Source organism: Myxococcus sp. RHSTA-1-4, from assembly GCF_020037125.1.
GTDB lineage: Bacteria > Myxococcota > Myxococcia > Myxococcales > Myxococcaceae > Myxococcus.
Map to the genome: position 1 here is coordinate 76,669 of NZ_JAIQDG010000035.1, position 14,880 is coordinate 91,548.

Genomic DNA, 14,880 nt, shown 5'->3' on the forward strand with positions numbered 1-14,880 from the left:
GGGGACCCATGCGGGCGAACGGCTCCGAACCCGTCCGGACGCTTTGGGCAAAAGAAAAGCCCCGGAATCACTTGGAAAAGTGACTCCGGGGCAGTGGCCAGGGTCGGACTTGAACCGACTACCTGCGGATTATGAGACCGCCGCTCTAACCAGGTGAGCTACCTGGCCGTAAGTTCTAACCTACGGCAATTACTGCGGAACTTCTACTCCCTCAATACTGCCTCTCCAGTGGTTATGCAACTTGTACGGACTTCGTACGGACTGGAGAACTGACATGCCCCGGTGGACGGGAAAGTGGGCCGGTGGTCGGACCTACATGAACAAGCAGGGCGGCACCGTGTGGGTCCTCGAAAAGCAGGTCCACGGGCGGCTCTATACCACACGGTTGGCGGCGGGCAACGAGAACGAAGCGCTGGGGGAACTGGCGCTGTTCAAGAGAGACCCGGACGCCTACATCGCCAGGGCCCAGGCGGCAGGGATGGCCCCCGAGCGGGAGGCCGCCACCTCGCCGGTCTACATGGACCCCGAGCGGGTGGGGCGGTTCCTCGAACACCTCAAGCGCCAGGGCCGCACGGAGCGTCACCGGAAGAACGTCCGGAACTACCTGGCGCAGTGGGCGGAGGCGCTCTTCGAGAAGGACCTGCGGACCCTCCGGCTCCAGGACCTGAAGCAGGTGTTGAACGGCTGGTACGACGACGCGAAGAAGGAGATCGTCGCCAAGCGCCACCGCATCGCGGCCATCAAGTCGTTCTTCTCCTGGCTGCGCGAGGAGGAGGCGGTGCTCACCACGGCCGAGGACCCCACGCTCGCGCTGAAGGTGCCGCCGGCCCGCCCGGAGAAGGCCATGCGCGACAAGGGCTACTCCATGCGGGACGTGGAGCGCCTCTACGCCGCCATCCAGGGGTGGGAGTCCAAGAAGTACGGCTGGAAGGGGACGGGCCGTGTCACGGACGTGCAGCCGGTGCGCGACGTGCTGATGCTCCACGCCAAGTGCGGAATGCACGGCACCGAGATTGACCGCCTGGCTCGCGGAGAGGGCAAGGTGAAGGTGCTGCAAGGGCAGGGCGCCATCGCGGGCACCATCACGTTCGTCCACAAGTCGGGCCGGGTTCACGTCCAGTCCGTGGATGCGCAGGCCCTGGGCGCCGCCTTGCGCCTCCAGGCCCGGGGCTCGGCTCCGGCGGACTGGTGGATCCGGCAGGTGGTGAAGCGGGCGGCGAAGTCCATCGGCCTGGAGCCGCTGCGCATGGGGGAGCTGCGCCACAGCTTCGTCACCTGGGCCGCGGAGTGCGGGGTGGAGGTGAAGCCGCTGGAGGGCGGCGTGCCGCTCTCGCGCATCGCGGCCACCATCGGGCACCAGTCCGCGGTGACGACGAAGAAGTTCTACGAGGGAGTGAAGGTCCCCCCGATGATCCAGCTCCCCATCCGCCTGGAGCACCCGGAGGACCCCGTGCTGCTACTTGACCGGCAGCTTCGCGATGGCAGCAGCCACTGACTTCGCGCTCCGGGCCCGGGGCTTCGCCGGAGCCGCCTTCTGCGGGCGCTCCGGTGAGGCCGGGCGGGCCGAGGCATTCAGCAGCGCCTCCACGGACGCGCGGAGCACCATGCGCTTGCGGCCGAACTTCTCCGCCGGCAGCAGGCGCCCCTGGCTGAGCAGCTCGTAGACCTTGGTGGCGCCGCAGCCGAGGAGCGCCGCCGCTTCCTGGATGGTGCAGGCGGTGGCGGTGCTGCCGGGTGTCGCCGCTTCGGGCTCCAGGGACGGCAGCGGAGCGAGGACGCCCACGGGGACCGGCAGGGCCAGCGTCCGCATCGCGCCCGCCCGGAGGTGGGCCAGCAGCAGCCGGTTGACCTCGACGGCGCGCTCATCCACGTCCAGGACCTCGCGGCACCGGACGCAGGGCAGGTCCAGCTCCTCCTCCCTCGGGGGCCGGTACGTCCAGTCGAAGTTCCGGCAGCACTTGCGGCACGCCCACGCCTTGGGCTGGTCGTACCAGTCGTCCGGCACCGAAGGGAACTTGTAGCCCGGCGGCAGGGGCGGGGGCGGCGCACAGCAGACGCCCCTGGGAACGGGGAGGCGTCTGACGGGCGCGCTGGCCTGGTTCGACTTGGGGCCCTCGGCTTGGGCCGCGTCGGGGGCGCTGGTGGTCCTAGAGTCCATCGCGGAGGTCATCTCCTTGTAGGTGCTATCGGTCCGGGCGGGATGTGGCTCCTCAGGCTGCGGGCGGTCCTGCTCCCTCGTGGGGCAGGCCGGATTCCCGGCGTCTGTGGGGCAGTCAGCGGGGGAGCTTGTCATTGAAGTCATCCAGCAGGCCGGGAGGCCGCATCGAGAAGAAGTCCCCGCGCTCAGCGGTCGGAGATGCCAGCCAGCGCGGTTGGTGCCGTGCATGGGCGTGTTCCACCGCATACGCCGGAAGTGCGTCGAGCACCTCCCGCGCCTTGCGGGTGCCACACGAGTGCGAGCAGTGGAACTGGCCCATGTTCCCCTCGCCAGCGGAGCCGAAGATGACCGAGGCACTGGTGGGCGCTTCGTTCGGTCCCAGCGGCTGGGTGTGCAGCTCGTTCCAGGGGCACAGCACCGCGTACTTTCCGTTGCCCAGTGGGCGCCCGAGCATTCCCGCTGCCTCGAAGGCGAGCTGGAGCAGGCTTGGCGTTCCCGTGCTGGCAGGTGGACGTGGACTCGTCCGCGGTGGCGTGGGATGCGCCGAGGGCAAGGCCCGCAGCAGCGCGTGCAGGTCCAGCGTCGCGCCGTGGTTCTGGTACACCTCGCGCACCGGGTCTTCCACCCGTCTTCGCGCCGCCGGGAACCACGGATGGTGAGGCCCGTCCGTCGCTGGATCGAAGCCCGGACCCGTGAGGCGTGCGAGCGCTCCGAAGACAACCCGGGCGGCGGCGTACCCGTTGCGCCAGGCCAGCACTCCGGGCTCCGTGCCGCCGACAACGAAGGGCTGCGCCAGCGGGAGGATGACGCGCCACTTGGGCAGCGCGGGGGTGTGCCCGCCGCTGCGGTGGATGAGGAAGGCGAGGCGCAGCTCGCCGAGCACTCGGATCAGCTCCCACCAGTCCCCCACGCCATCCGCGTCCAGGTGGAGCGCGTACAGCGCCTGGGTGCTGGCGTTGTTGCGGTAGCCGGTGGTGTTCTCCGTGGGGCTGTAGGCGGGCCCCTGTCCCTTGGCGACCACGAGCTGCGCCCACTCCATGTGGCGCCGGCCGTAGTCCGCCCAGGCTCCCTTCCACGGGATGCCATCCCAGGTGTGCTCGATGCTACGCCACTGCATCCAGACGGTGTCGGTGACGGGGGCGCCCACCGCGGAGCGGAGCAGGTCCAGGGCCAGCTCGCGCAGGTCTTCACGGTCGAGGAGCGGCAGGCACATGAAGTCGCGCTTCAGCGCTTCCTTCTGCGCCGCGTCCGTGGCCCTACCCCGTTGGGACACGTAGCGATTGAGGGATTGTCTGTCGGTGGCGTGGAGGGCATCGAGGAACACCTGCTGCATCCCACGGTCCAGGGAGGTCTCAGCCATCATCACGGCTGCACCTCCTCGTTGATGCAGTAGCGGTCGCTGCCCTCGGCCACGGCCACGAAGTCCCCGGCGCGAACCATTGACATCCAGCAGCCGTTGAACGTGCGTGCGTCCAGGCCGTTGCCCCCCTTGAGCCGCGCCCGTACCGCCGCCATGGTGAAGGTGCCTCCGCTCGCGGCTGCTTCCCTTCGGGCCGCGGACTGGACACGCGCTTCCGCCTCGCGCCAAGTGCTGTCCTGGAGGGACTGGAGCAGCCGTGCGACGACGGCCTGGTTGTAGGTCATCACGTCCCAGGCGCCCTGCATGTCCGTGTCGGAGATCACCGTGGAGCCACGGGCCGCGGCGAAGAGCACCGCCAGGCGTATCGCCATGATGGACGCGCGACTGGTCGCGGCCTCCAGGAGGTCGGACTCGCGCCGCTGCTGGTGGTCGTTGCAGTAAAGCGTGGTGTGCACCGCCTCGGCGCCAGGGCTCAGGGTGAAGAGCCTCCCCCACACCGCCGTGAGGGCCTGGTGCAGCTCGGTCATCAGGGCCATGTGGTCCTGCGGGTTGATGGCAGGCCGCACTGGGACGGCCTTGCCGGGCTCGCCGTGGACGAGGAGGAAGCGATTGAGCACGCCGTCGCGGATGTGTCCCTGTGAGAGCGCACGGCCCATGAACGAGTACGTGGATGCGGCGAGAATGACGGCGAGCGGATTCGTGGTGGTGACCTGCTCGCGCCGCGTGCGAAGCGAGAGGGTCGGCGGCAGATCCCACAGTCGCAGAAGCATGCCCGTGAAGTTGCCGGCCGCGTCCTTGTTCGACTTCATGAGCTGCGAGGCAAATTCATCGAACTCGAACAAGGCGCACCGACCTGTTGCCACTTCGGGAGGGCCTTCTCCCTTCTTCTTGCCAGGCGGCCAGAACTCCTGGTCGGAGAGCGCGTCCGCCATGCCCTCGCCGGAGGCGAAGCCGCTCAGCACCGTGATTCGCTCGGGATCCCCGGGGAAGCGCGGGCGCGGCATGAAGGGGTCCAGTAGGATGCGCCGTGCGTCCTGCATGGCCGTTGTCTTGCGCGTGCGACCGGTGGCCCCCAGCAGCAGCAGGTAGAGGGTGGGCTTCAGGATCTGCGAGCCCCACGCCATGCCCACGCCCGGTGCGAAGAGCGTGGAGAGCATGCCGGTGGCAGAGGCCCAGATGAAGGCGTCGCTGGCCTCGCACGTGGGAGCGACGAGGTCGTAGTAGCTGGCGAAGACGCCCGGCCAGGCCGTGTCGGGGAATCGCGGCGGTGCGTTGCTCTCCGAGGCTGCTGTGTCAGGCGCGGCGGTGGTGCTGTAGAGTACGTCTTGCATCGTGAGTGTCCCTTCTTGCGGTGTGCTTCATGCGGTGAGCGCCACCAGCACACGGTGGCGGTTGATCAGGGCTCGCTCGCCGGCCAGGGCGGGCGGGCCCTTCCACTTCCAGGTCATGGGCTAGGCGTCCGCCGTGATGGCGTGGGCAGCCACTCCGAGGACGGCTGCGACGCGGTCGGAGAGGTCGGCGGGCGGTGGATGGACCGCACGGACCCAGCTTCCGAGTGTCGTGGGCGGGATGTTGAGCCGCCGCGCCACCTCGGTGAGCGTGAGGTTCGCGCGGGCCAGCTCGATTCGGAGCTTCAGCGTGTCGATGGACTTCAACGGGTGCCTCCCTGCGGCAGTTGCAGCGGCAGGAGGCTCCCGGAGCGGAGTTATGGCTTTCCGAATTCTGTTTCCCCGTGTAACCGCTCGAATTGACGGAGGATTTCGGCGAGCGTAGAATCTTGCTTCCGCGGCTCTAAAAGGGCTTGACTTCGATGGGAGTCGAGTCCTTCGAGCATGAAGCCGTCGGTGATGCTGGGCGGGATGTGCTCCGCCAGCCGTCGCAGCACCTGCTGTGTCTCGTACCGCTGGTCGAGCGCGTAGCGCCAGTTCATGGTCCGAGACTTCACGAGCTGTGGGTTGGGCTGCGGTGGCTCCAGCGGGTCCGGCGTCAGGACGGCAAGCGCGGCCAAGTGCCGCTCCTGAAGCGGTGGGAGTCCAGCCGCCTCGGTCACGAGCGTGATGATGCCCGCCTCCAGCTTTCGTGGATGCTTGAGGAACTTCGCGAGCGTGGTGATCGTCCAGAAGCGCCACTCCCTCACCTGCTTCCGCAGCTCCGCGAAGTAGGCCGGGGACGGTGGTGCTTCCGAGAGGACTCGTGCGATGTGGATCGTTCCTTCGAGGAGGATCTCCGCGAGCGGGTTGTTCTGCACCGCGGCGGGAATGCGGAGGACGAGCGCCTTTCCCTCGGGTTGCAGCGGGAGGGGTGGTTCCATCCGCTTGAAGACCCAGTCCTCGTAGGCGGTCAGGACGGAACGGACATCGGTGGCCAGCGCGCGACCTTGAAGTGCCACCTCTACCTGCGCGTCGTTCAGACCGCCCGCGTCGCCCAGGAAGGCGCGGGAGGTCTCAGGTGTCGAGATGAAGCTGGTGCGTGCCTGCTTGCTGGCGGGGCTGGGGCCTCTTCTGCGTGTCATGGTCGTGTTGGAAGTGGTGGGCGTGCGGCGGGAGCGCCGCCACGCCGAAGATGGGACGTGCGGGACCGGGGGGCATGCGGGACAACGGGGCCCGTGGGGACCCGGGGGACGAAGGGGACCCGTGGGACCGTGAGGTCGCTGGGGGCCGTGACGGACGGGACGCGAGGGCCGTGGGAGACGGCGGGGGACGCTGGTGCCGAAAGGCGGAGCGGTGATGGTGGATGAGGGCGTGCTGGTCCGTGAAGGCCATCCCAGAAGGTATGTTCCTCTTCAAAGAAGGAAGGGACGCTCTCTCTCTGGGGGAACGCAAGACCTGTCTCCTGTCCGTCCTCAAGCTCACCATGCGTCCTCCTCTTCCCCGGAGTCCCCCGCGTCCACACCGTCCCCGACAGCACGCCCGTCCCTTTCGTCCTGAACATCATGCCTGTCCCGCCGCACCGCATGGGTCCGCGTGAGTGCCCGGGACGTGAGCCCCATGAAGCACGCCGCCCTTCCCACGCGAACAGAGGTGGCCTCACAATTTCAGGATGACGAACGCCACCATCAGAACCGCCGTGCAGGCAGCGCAGGCCGCCATCAACGGCGCGAAGTCCCGGGGCCCCACCAGCGCCACCGGCAAGGAGCGCAGCTCACTCAATTCCGTGCGGTACGGGTTCAGCGGCGCGCACCTGCTGCTGCCCGGTGAGGATGCCGCCGAGTACGAGCGCCACCTGGATGGTTACTTCTCCGCGCTCGTGCCGACCTCAATGCCCGAGGCGGTCATCGTCGCGCAGCTCGGGGATCTGAGTTGGAAGCTGGAACGGCTCACGAAGGTGGAGAACAACCGGCTGCGAGCGCGGCTGGAAGAAGAACTGGAGAAGACGGACGCCGGGAATGCCCTCACGTCCACTCGCGGAGCGTTGCTGCTCGTGAATGCCCTGGCTGAAACGGTGGATGTCGTTCCCGTGCCGCCTGAAGACGCCAAGTCCACGGGACACTTCCTCAACACCGTGGAGCGCGTGGTCGCGCAGCTGAGAGACGTGCCGGAGCTGCCGGGGGCCGTGGTGCAGATCCTTGCGGATGCCCTCACCGCTGCCCAGGACCTGGTGAAGAGCGTCCGTATGAAGAAGGACGCCTATGTGGGGCTGGGCAACGCGGCCAAGGTGGTTCGCGGCGCGCTCATCGAGAAGCAGACCCACGAGGAGGCCGCGCTTGGGCCTGTGCGGGAGCGGCTGGCCGCCGAGGTGCTGCTGCTCGAAGACGCGGATTTGAAGAAGCTGGAGAAGTACCGGCGCACGCTGGAGGCCAGCCTGCTGCGGCAGACCGAGCTGCTCGGCCAGATGCGCACCCAGGTGGCCGCCGCAGAGCCCGGGGCGCAGTCCGAGTCGAAGGAGCTGCGCGTGAAGCTACGGGTCGTGAACTAAACCGCCTCGGCGAGTCCGCTAAACACGGAGTCCAGCATGCTCGAAGAAGGAGCGGAGGACATCGACACGGCGTCCTCGAGACGCTGGCGGTCCGCCGCATCCTGGCGGTTCATCACCACGCCCCACATGGAGCCGAGGCCCACCAACGTGAGGCAGGCCGTGAGGAGGAACGGTGGCGCCACCCATGGAGACGGCTCCGGGCGCTGAGAGGGCTCGGGTGGGGACATGCCCTAGAGAAGCGGCGGCCGCAGCTGGGTCAGGGACTACTGCCCGTCTACGGTCGCCTGGAAGAGCTGTATCTGGTCCGAGAAGATCCTCTCGACGTGACGTTCGTACTCGGCCCTAGTCATCGACACCTGGGCAATGCCGAGCAGTTGGCCGAGGTGCGTTCTCAAGGCCTTGACTCCGATGTCCGACAAGAACTGATGAAGCTTCTTATGCCGCTCCTCGGTCTTGGCACGTTGCGCTCGTGTCAGCTGGAGGATCTTGCCGTTGCTCTTGGCGAGAGGGACGTAGACGTGCTTGACGGTGAGGTCCTTGAACTTCCATGGATTGTTCTTCTCGGGCTTCGGAATCTTGTAGAGCCGGTACCACTCCTCGTAGAGCTTGCTGGGGAACTCCCTCTCGTACTCGCGAGCCTCCTCGCTGACGTACAGCTTGAACGCCGCGACGACCTCCTCCTTCGTGGCGTCGTATCCGGCCAGCGCGTAGACCAGTCCTTTGATCCCGGATTTCGCTGATGCGTTGAGGATGACTTGTGCCTGCGCTACGCGGCGCTCTTGGCTTGGCTGGAGCTTGCGGCCTTTCGCCGCCTGAATGATCGCCTTGCAGACGTCGATCAGGATGGTGACGTCGTACCCATGGATGATGCTTGGGGACACCTTCGAGTTCGGGCTGGCCCACTGAAACAGCAGGGGATTTGCGAGTTTTGCCCTCAACTCCGGACCAACGGATGAAGTCAGCCAGGCGCCTTCGATGAAGGTGTGCAACGCGCGTCCGCTACGACCGGCGAGCCCGAGCGCCGTTGCCATTCCGCGCTGACTGAGGACGGCGGTCTTTTGGTCGTCATCCAGGACGTAGCAGTCAACATCGATCCCAAAATCTTGCTCGAAGCTGCCCCTATGTGTGGCGCGCATCGGTTTTGCTCTCCGCGCCCAGCTTTCCTTGGCTGCTCGCGATGCGATCTCACTCCGCCTTTCTGGCGTGAGCGCTTCGCGACGGGCAATGCCCCCAAGGGACTGGATTGAGGGGCCCTTCTTGTCCTTGTCAGACTCATCCATGCTTGCTGCCTCCAATCTGCATGCATGCTAGCAAGCATGCGGCCGGAGGGCAAACGATGCTTGCTGCCGAACGTGTCTGAAGGGTGTCCTCGCGCGGGAAAGCTTGGGCAGCACGACGGGGGACAGCGCGAAGGAGCGAGCGACGGGGAAGAAGACCAGGGGCGGGAGAGTGGGATGTCGGCGGAAGCCCCCACCCTTAAAAACCGAGGCGTGGGGCTGCCTCCCCCTTCATAGGAACAACCGCTCCGATGTTTAGGAGATTCGTCGAGGCGGTTTAGAGGAAGCGGATGCATTGCCGCAGGTGACTGTTACCGCAAGAGCGCTCGCGCCAGTGACTTGCGGCCGGGGTGGAGTAGGGGATGCTGGTACTGCATGACCGCCAAAAAAACTCCGGCCCCGGTGGAGCAAAAGGATGAACTGCTGGCCCTCTTGGACGAGGCCCTCCATGCCTACGTGGTGACGAAACGGCGCTACCCACTCCTGGTGGCGACGACCAAGTCAATCGACACGTTGCTCGAGCGCCTCCGTGTCCAGAACACGAGCCCCCGTAAGCCGGGCATCTGGAATGATGCGGTGTTGCAGCTCCTCCGTGACAGCTTTGACGTCTTCGTCATCGACCTTGCCTCCATCCGCGAGCGGCTCGTCGAAAAAAATGGCCTGTTGAGCCAGTTGAAGAAGGAGTGCGCCCGCCTCCGGCGCTGCGAGCCGGCGGAGATCGAGGCCCAGCCCGTGATGCTCTCCGGCGACATGCGAGGTGCGGATCCCGGCCGTATCGAAGCCGAGTTTCAACAGCACGTCCGTGAGCGCATCGCAGGGAGTATCAATGCCTCCCTCTCCCGCCTGATCCCGGATGAGTACCCCGTCACGGCAAAAGGTGTGGAGGCGCTCATCAAGCGCTTCATGAAGGACACCGAACCCGTGGAAAGGGACCGCAATCACGTCCGTGCGCACCGGTACGAGTACCGCGGCTTCGACCGGCGCAAACACTTCCAGCCGCTGGATGAACTCCAGGGGCAGCTCGACATCTTTGAACAGCTCCTCGGAGACCTCTTCCACGTCCTCACGCGGGGAACCTTCGGCTTCAAGCTGCGGTTTACAGCGAGTACGGAGGGCACCGCTGAAGACTTGGCCGATCTCATGGTCCACGGGTCCATCAACGGAGCCGTCAATGCCTACTCGGTGGCGCAGCAGACCCCCGAGAACCCAGTGCCCTGGTACTACGCCCGCCGGAGCAGATTCTTTGAATCGCAACCTGGGACTGGAGAGGGAAACAAAGAAGGCTGAACTGGTCGAAGGGCAGGAACGCCGGGCCACCGACCTCGGGTTCGTTCCGCCAGCCGTCCTGGCCGCTCTCGCTGTCCTCGCCTTTTGCTAGGGCTAAGAAATTCGGGCAGGCCCCCCCTGGGGCAGGGGGACAGGGGGAGGTGTGCCTTGGGTCCGTTTGGAAGGGCCCTGGTTCTTTTCGTGCTCCCCGGGGAGGGGGGGGCTCGAAATTTTTTTGGGGTCCATCTGGCACCGGCCACCTGCACCCATCTGGTCCCGATGACGGAACCCGGACCCTGTGTAAGCCCTCTCGCTCCTCGCGCACGAGGGGTAGGGGAGATCCCGGCACTTCAAATTTTGGGGACGGACCTGAGGAAGGTGCCCAGGGACTTCGGCCACTCGTGGGGCAACCTCCGTCCACATCCACCTGCAACCAGGGTAAGGCCCCGGCCCACCCGGTGGTTGAGCGGTAAGAAGAAGGGTGGGGCCGCCGATGAAGGACAGCCCCACCCTCCCACGTCACCGTGCTTCCCTGCGTCGGTCCAGGAAGTCGGCCACCACCGTGAGGATGGCGGCGGCCACTTCCCGGACCAGGCGCGAGGTCAGCGCCTTCCGGAGCCAGTCCATGAGGCACCTCTGCTTCCAGCTTTCCGCCTCGGGCCTTACGCCACGAGCCGGAGCTGGGACTCGCTCAGGATGGCGGTGAGGGCCTGCCGCTTCATGCTGGCGGCCTTGCCCATCCAGATGGACTCCAGGCGCATCGCGTCCATGCGCCTGCCCTGCACGGCGCGCGTGAGCCGGTGGTGGTCCGCGTACTCCGCCACGGCCTGGAGTGCCGCCCAGGCCGTGGCCTGCATGTCGCCTTCGATGCCGGCGCCCACGTGGTACAGCTCCACCACCTTTTCCCTCGCGTGAAGGATGCGCGGGTGGTTGCCCTCGCCCTCGGGCAGCGGCAGCACCGTGTCCAGGACGCGGCGGAGCTGCTCCTCCGTGAACGGCATCGCCGCCAGCCGGTTGGCCAGGTCCCCGAAGCGCGCGTAGCTGTCCATCAGCTCGTGGAACGCCCGGCCGGCCTCTTCCAGCCGCTGCTTCGCGTTGTCGAAGTGCGGGATGTGCCACTCGGCCCCGTCCTTCTCGTGCAGGGCGACACCGATGGTGTTCTGGCAGACCACCCGCGTGGCCACGTTCTTGAGCGTGATGGCCGTGGTGCCGTCGTGGCCGGTGTAGCCCAGTACGTAGCGGCGGATGGGGCTCTTGTCGCCCCGGACGCGCAGCGGCTCGGGCAGCTCGCCCAGCAGCCATCCGCGCACGCCGTTGCGGCCCAGCGTGCCCGCCGTGTGGAATATGGCGCCCACGCCGCCGGCAGCCTCCACCAGCGTGCGGGCCACCTCCTCGAACTGCACCACCTCGTAGTCCTTGTGGACGGTGGCCAGGTACTCGCCCGTGTCGCTGCGGAAGAGGCCCTTGCGGTCCGGGATGGGCTCCTCCATGGGCGGTGCGTAGAGGGAGCGCTCGACGGCGGTGTAGAAGCCGGCGGCTTGGACCACCTCCTCGTAGGTGCTGCTGGTGGGCAACTGCGTGCCCAGGCCGTGCCAGGGTTCCTCGCCGACGTAGGCCATCTGGTGGATGTCGTGAGACATGGTGCTCCTCCTCTGAGATGAGGGCGCACCTCGGACATGAAGGACGTGGAGCGGGTGCTCCGTGGTCCGTGTGACTCGCGGTACGCCGTGTTGCGGGTTGGGGTTGGAGGAAGGCGCCCGGCCCCGGAAGGGACCGGATGCCAGCGAATGCTTCCGCCATGAGCCTTATGCCGAGGCGCTGGCCGGATTTGCTCCCGGGGAGGGACGTCTCGTGCCACTACCCTCCAAGCATGAGCCAACCAGCCAAGTAGCGAACGTTCCAGCGGCCACCAGGAACCTGCTAGGTTGGGTCCGAGGTGAGCCGCCCCGATGTCCGTGCACGCGGAAAACTGGCAGGTCCATCCGGGCGTCCTGGGGCCCGGGACGGAAGTGGGCTCCTGGCGCGTGGTGGAGCGACTGGGCGTGGGCGGCTACGGGGCCGTCTACCGCGTGGAGGACATGGCGCGCCCAGGGGACTTCTACGCCATGAAGATGGCGTTGAGGCCGGGGGATGAGCGGGCGGAGCGCGAGGTGCAGCTCCTCATGTCCAAGGCGATGCACCCCAATGTCGTGCGCTTGCACGCGACCGGGCGCTGGCCACATCCGCAGACCGGGTATCTCTACTTCGTCATGGACTGGGTGCCAGGCCTGGCGCTGCACACGTGGGTGGAGACGGTGAACCCCACCTTCCGGCAATTGGCCGAAGTGGTGGGCAAGGTGGCCCTGGCACTGGGGGCCCTGCACGACAAGGGCGTGCTGCACCGCGACTTCAAACCCGAGCACGTCCTCATCCGAGAGAGAGACGTCGAGCCCATCCTCCTGGATTTCGGCGTGGGACGGTACGCCGGGGCGGACACCGTCACCACGGCCGTGTTGCCTCCGGCCACCCTGCACCTGCTGAGTCCCGAGGCGGTGCGCTTCTTCCGCAAGCACTACGAGCGACCCGGAGCGCGCTACGAGGCCCGAGCCACAGATGACCTGTACGCGCTCGGGGTCTCTCTCTACCGCGTGGTGACAGGCCACTGGCCATTTTCGCCCGAGCTGCCGCCCGACATGCTCTACGCGGCTGTGGAGGGTCGGGTGCCGCCCGCGCCCGCGGCCTTCAACCGCCGGATGCCTCGGGCGTTCAGCGACGTCATCATGCGGTTGCTCGCGAAGAAGCCCGAGTCGCGCTTCCAGACAGGTCACGAGGTGCGCGACGAGCTGGTGGCCGCGGTGACCTTCGGCACGCCCGACGAATGGGGGCGCTCCGTTTTCGAGTGGGAGGGCATGCGGGACGCCGCGGGAGTGCCCGGAGGTGCGCGACGGATCCGCCGGCCGGAGTGGCCTACAGCGTCCAAGACGTTCCCGCCCCGCAAGCTAGTGCTGGGGCCCTTCCTCTCCATGCCGGGGCTCCGAGTCCGGCGCTCTCGGGCCGAACTGGACAGGGGACCGGCCCCGGAGCCGTTTCAGCAACGGAGGCGTCGCTGGCCGTACTCCGCTGGCCTCGTGGCTGCGCTGGCTCTTGGTCTCTGGGTGACGAAGGTGCTGGGCTGGTGGCCTGGGGCTCCACCCTCGAAAGAGATCCCCGCCGCTTCTCGGGTTGTCATGGCGAATGAACCCGTGAGGTCGTCCGGCTATGAAGTGGCGCTGCAGGTGGAGTCCTCTGAGACTGCCACCGCCGCAGCGCCGCTCCTGGTGGCCTCCACTCCTGCGGCCGCCGCCCCCGCGACGCACGTCGAGGACCAGACCGCCGTGAAGACGCTGAAGACCGCTTTTCCACCCACCACTCCCGCCATGAACGCCAAGGCTCCGGCGCTGAGGACCGTTGGCAAGGTGCTCTGCATGGGCGCCACGTCCGCGGCACTGGCCTGCACCGGCCCCCAGGTGCGTCCTGCGCCGCCCTCCGAGAGCTGTCCCCCTGGGGCGGAGGGGGCCATGGAGAGACTCGGCATCGGCGTCGGCGAGATCCACCCCTTGAAGTTTCCCGGAACGCAGCGCCAGGTCATCTCGGTGCGCGAGGGCTACACCGAGTGGGAGGTGATTGGAGAGTGGGAAGGGCTGCCGTACCCCACACGCCTCTCCGGACGGCTCGTCTTCGGGGACGGGCGCGTGTACGGCCGGTTGACCGAAGCGCGAACGCCGAAGGGCGAGCGCATACCGGTGTGCATGGTGCTTTACGGCACCGACCTCAAGCTCGGCCTCTTGCGCAAGCCGGGCGGAGGCGCCAATACCGCCCAGGTCTTCAGCGTGGGAACCGTGAAGGCGGTCGAGCGCTTCGACTGAGGAGGGAGAGGAGGCGCCAGTGCCAGTGAAAGACGCAGGGCGGGAAGACGTGGTAGGAGCGGGCGCCAACGGCACAACCCATCAGGTCACGTTTCCGTGCTCCAACCATTTTCCGTCATGCCCCTGCTCCTCGCACTCCTCGCGGGGAGCACAGCTGCCGCGCAATCGAAGATGGCGCCAAGCACTCCTGGTGTGCGCCACATCGAGCTGGCGGAGGACGGAGCCAACCATTCACATGAGGTGGTCATCAGCCCGGGGCTCACCACCGCGTTCCGCATTCACGGTGCAACCATCGACCGGGACGGCACGCTGCTGGAGGGCCGCGAGCGGATGTGGGTCTCCGTTGCGGACGAGGCGATTCTCCTCGTGCCCTCGGAGCAGGTCGTTGCTGGGGAGCGGCTGCGGCTGACGGTGGCCTTCAAGGGAGGGACGCTTCCGGCCAGCGCCACCTTCACGCTGGTGGTGCATCCCGCGCTGGCTGAGAGGCAGGTGGAGATCTACCGGCAGTCACGTTCCGCCGTGTCGCTGCGGGCCGAGGTGAAGGAGAAAGACACGCAGCTTCAGCAGTGTCGAGAGCAACTCGACCGGCTGCAAGGCGGGCTGAAGCAGCCAGGCGGACTCCTGGGCCTGATTGCCACTGGGCAGACGGGCGAGAAGGGTGTCACCCTTGAGGACATTACCGAGGCCTTGGTCCTGCAGCCTGGTGATCCGCTCCGAGTGCAAACCGTCAGGAGCTTCCGTTCTGCTAAGCAGGTGGCGGTGGAGTTGTGGCTGGAGCTTCCCGCGGGCACCGCATCCTGGATGGCGGAGGGGCTGATGCTACGAGGAAGGGGTGGAGAGGAGTTGAAGGGACTGTCGTTCTGGCAGGACGTTCCCACGACGTCCGAGATGCCACGCCGTGTCGTGGTGGCGGCGCAGGCGACGGAGAAAGAAGCCCATGGGCCGTTCACCCTCAAGTTGTGGGACGCGGGCGGTCAGCGAACCATCACCCTCGGCAACGTCACCTTCCCGTAGGACGGA

General features: G+C 67.0%; 13 protein-coding genes and 1 tRNA gene. 5 read left to right on the top strand and 9 right to left on the bottom strand.

The window, feature by feature from the left end:
• Window positions 1-94: 94 nt before the first annotated feature.
• Window positions 95-168: transfer RNA gene (locus K8638_RS35650), tRNA-Ile, on the bottom strand.
• A gap of 106 nt (window positions 169-274) precedes the next feature.
• On the opposite strand from K8638_RS35650, the gene K8638_RS35655 reads away from it, so the two are divergent.
• Complete coding sequence (locus tag K8638_RS35655) at window positions 275-1,495, top strand: site-specific integrase (RefSeq protein ID WP_223759177.1); 1,221 nt, start codon at window positions 275-277, stop codon at window positions 1,493-1,495.
• Here K8638_RS35655 and K8638_RS35660 read toward each other — a convergent pair.
• The 5 genes from K8638_RS35660 to K8638_RS35680 all read right to left on the bottom strand — a co-directional run bounded on the left by K8638_RS35660 (window position 1,457) and on the right by K8638_RS35680 (window position 6,030).
• Complete coding sequence (locus K8638_RS35660; RefSeq protein WP_223759178.1) at window positions 1,457-2,158, bottom strand: helix-turn-helix domain-containing protein; 702 nt, start codon at window positions 2,156-2,158, stop codon at window positions 1,457-1,459. The two genes, K8638_RS35655 and K8638_RS35660, sit on opposite strands and share 39 nt — an antisense overlap.
• A gap of 115 nt (window positions 2,159-2,273) precedes the next feature.
• Window positions 2,274-3,521, bottom strand: a complete 1,248-nt coding sequence (locus K8638_RS35665) for a hypothetical protein (protein WP_223759179.1) — start codon at window positions 3,519-3,521, stop codon at window positions 2,274-2,276.
• The gene (locus K8638_RS35670; RefSeq protein ID WP_223759180.1) at window positions 3,521-4,849 is read right to left on the bottom strand and encodes a DUF3987 domain-containing protein; all 1,329 of its coding nucleotides are present in this window, start codon (window positions 4,847-4,849) and stop codon (window positions 3,521-3,523) included. Before K8638_RS35670 ends, K8638_RS35665 begins: the two co-directional genes overlap by 1 nt.
• 120 nt (window positions 4,850-4,969) lie before the next feature.
• A complete protein-coding gene (locus tag K8638_RS35675; protein ID WP_223759181.1) occupies window positions 4,970-5,173 on the bottom strand; it encodes a helix-turn-helix transcriptional regulator in 204 nt (67 codons plus the stop codon).
• 50 nt (window positions 5,174-5,223) lie between these two features.
• Entirely contained in the window at window positions 5,224-6,030 is an 807-nt protein-coding gene (locus tag K8638_RS35680; protein ID WP_223759182.1) for a hypothetical protein, read from the bottom strand.
• 554 nt (window positions 6,031-6,584) lie between these two features.
• Here K8638_RS35680 and K8638_RS35685 point away from each other — a divergent pair.
• Window positions 6,585-7,433 carry a hypothetical protein gene (locus tag K8638_RS35685; protein WP_223759183.1) on the top strand — a complete coding sequence of 283 codons (849 nt, stop codon included), beginning with the start codon at window positions 6,585-6,587 and terminating at the stop codon, window positions 7,431-7,433.
• Here the strand turns inward: K8638_RS35685 and K8638_RS35690 are convergent.
• Entirely contained in the window at window positions 7,430-7,615 is a 186-nt protein-coding gene (locus K8638_RS35690) for a hypothetical protein (protein WP_223759184.1), read from the bottom strand. The genes K8638_RS35685 and K8638_RS35690 overlap by 4 nt on opposite strands.
• Before the next feature lie 81 nt (window positions 7,616-7,696).
• Window positions 7,697-8,713 (bottom strand): P63C domain-containing protein, encoded by a 1,017-nt coding sequence (locus K8638_RS35695; protein WP_223759185.1) that lies wholly within the window; start codon window positions 8,711-8,713, stop codon window positions 7,697-7,699.
• A gap of 372 nt (window positions 8,714-9,085) precedes the next feature.
• On the opposite strand from K8638_RS35695, the gene K8638_RS35700 reads away from it, so the two are divergent.
• On the top strand, window positions 9,086-9,997 hold the full coding sequence (locus K8638_RS35700) for a hypothetical protein (protein ID WP_223759186.1): 912 nt from the start codon (window positions 9,086-9,088) through the stop codon (window positions 9,995-9,997).
• A gap of 641 nt (window positions 9,998-10,638) precedes the next feature.
• Here the strand turns inward: K8638_RS35700 and K8638_RS35705 are convergent.
• On the bottom strand, window positions 10,639-11,616 hold the full coding sequence (locus tag K8638_RS35705) for a DUF932 domain-containing protein (protein WP_223759187.1): 978 nt from the start codon (window positions 11,614-11,616) through the stop codon (window positions 10,639-10,641).
• Between the two features lie 309 nt (window positions 11,617-11,925).
• Here K8638_RS35705 and K8638_RS35710 point away from each other — a divergent pair, with 309 nt between their 5' ends.
• On the top strand, window positions 11,926-13,860 hold the full coding sequence (locus tag K8638_RS35710; protein ID WP_223759188.1) for a serine/threonine-protein kinase: 1,935 nt from the start codon (window positions 11,926-11,928) through the stop codon (window positions 13,858-13,860).
• A 117-nt stretch (window positions 13,861-13,977) separates the two neighbouring features.
• On the top strand, window positions 13,978-14,874 hold the full coding sequence (locus K8638_RS35715; protein WP_223759189.1) for a DUF2381 family protein: 897 nt from the start codon (window positions 13,978-13,980) through the stop codon (window positions 14,872-14,874).
• The last annotated feature ends 6 nt before the right edge of the window (window positions 14,875-14,880 follow it).

What these genes read in the sequence shown, in the direction of transcription:
- K8638_RS35700 (WP_223759186.1), top strand. Translation starts at nt 9,086, where the DNA reads ATGACCGCCAAAAAAACTCCGGCCCCGGTGGAGCAAAAGGATGAACTG.
- K8638_RS35715 (WP_223759189.1), top strand. Translation starts at nt 13,978, where the DNA reads ATGCCCCTGCTCCTCGCACTCCTCGCGGGGAGCACAGCTGCCGCGCAA.
- K8638_RS35710 (WP_223759188.1), top strand. Translation starts at nt 11,926, where the DNA reads ATGTCCGTGCACGCGGAAAACTGGCAGGTCCATCCGGGCGTCCTGGGG.
- K8638_RS35655 (WP_223759177.1), top strand. Translation starts at nt 275, where the DNA reads ATGCCCCGGTGGACGGGAAAGTGGGCCGGTGGTCGGACCTACATGAAC.
- K8638_RS35705 (WP_223759187.1), bottom strand. Translation starts at nt 11,616, where the DNA reads ATGTCTCACGACATCCACCAGATGGCCTACGTCGGCGAGGAACCCTGG.
- K8638_RS35680 (WP_223759182.1), bottom strand. Translation starts at nt 6,030, where the DNA reads ATGACACGCAGAAGAGGCCCCAGCCCCGCCAGCAAGCAGGCACGCACC.
- K8638_RS35665 (WP_223759179.1), bottom strand. Translation starts at nt 3,521, where the DNA reads ATGATGGCTGAGACCTCCCTGGACCGTGGGATGCAGCAGGTGTTCCTC.
- K8638_RS35670 (WP_223759180.1), bottom strand. Translation starts at nt 4,849, where the DNA reads ATGCAAGACGTACTCTACAGCACCACCGCCGCGCCTGACACAGCAGCC.
- K8638_RS35660 (WP_223759178.1), bottom strand. Translation starts at nt 2,158, where the DNA reads ATGGACTCTAGGACCACCAGCGCCCCCGACGCGGCCCAAGCCGAGGGC.
- K8638_RS35695 (WP_223759185.1), bottom strand. Translation starts at nt 8,713, where the DNA reads ATGGATGAGTCTGACAAGGACAAGAAGGGCCCCTCAATCCAGTCCCTT.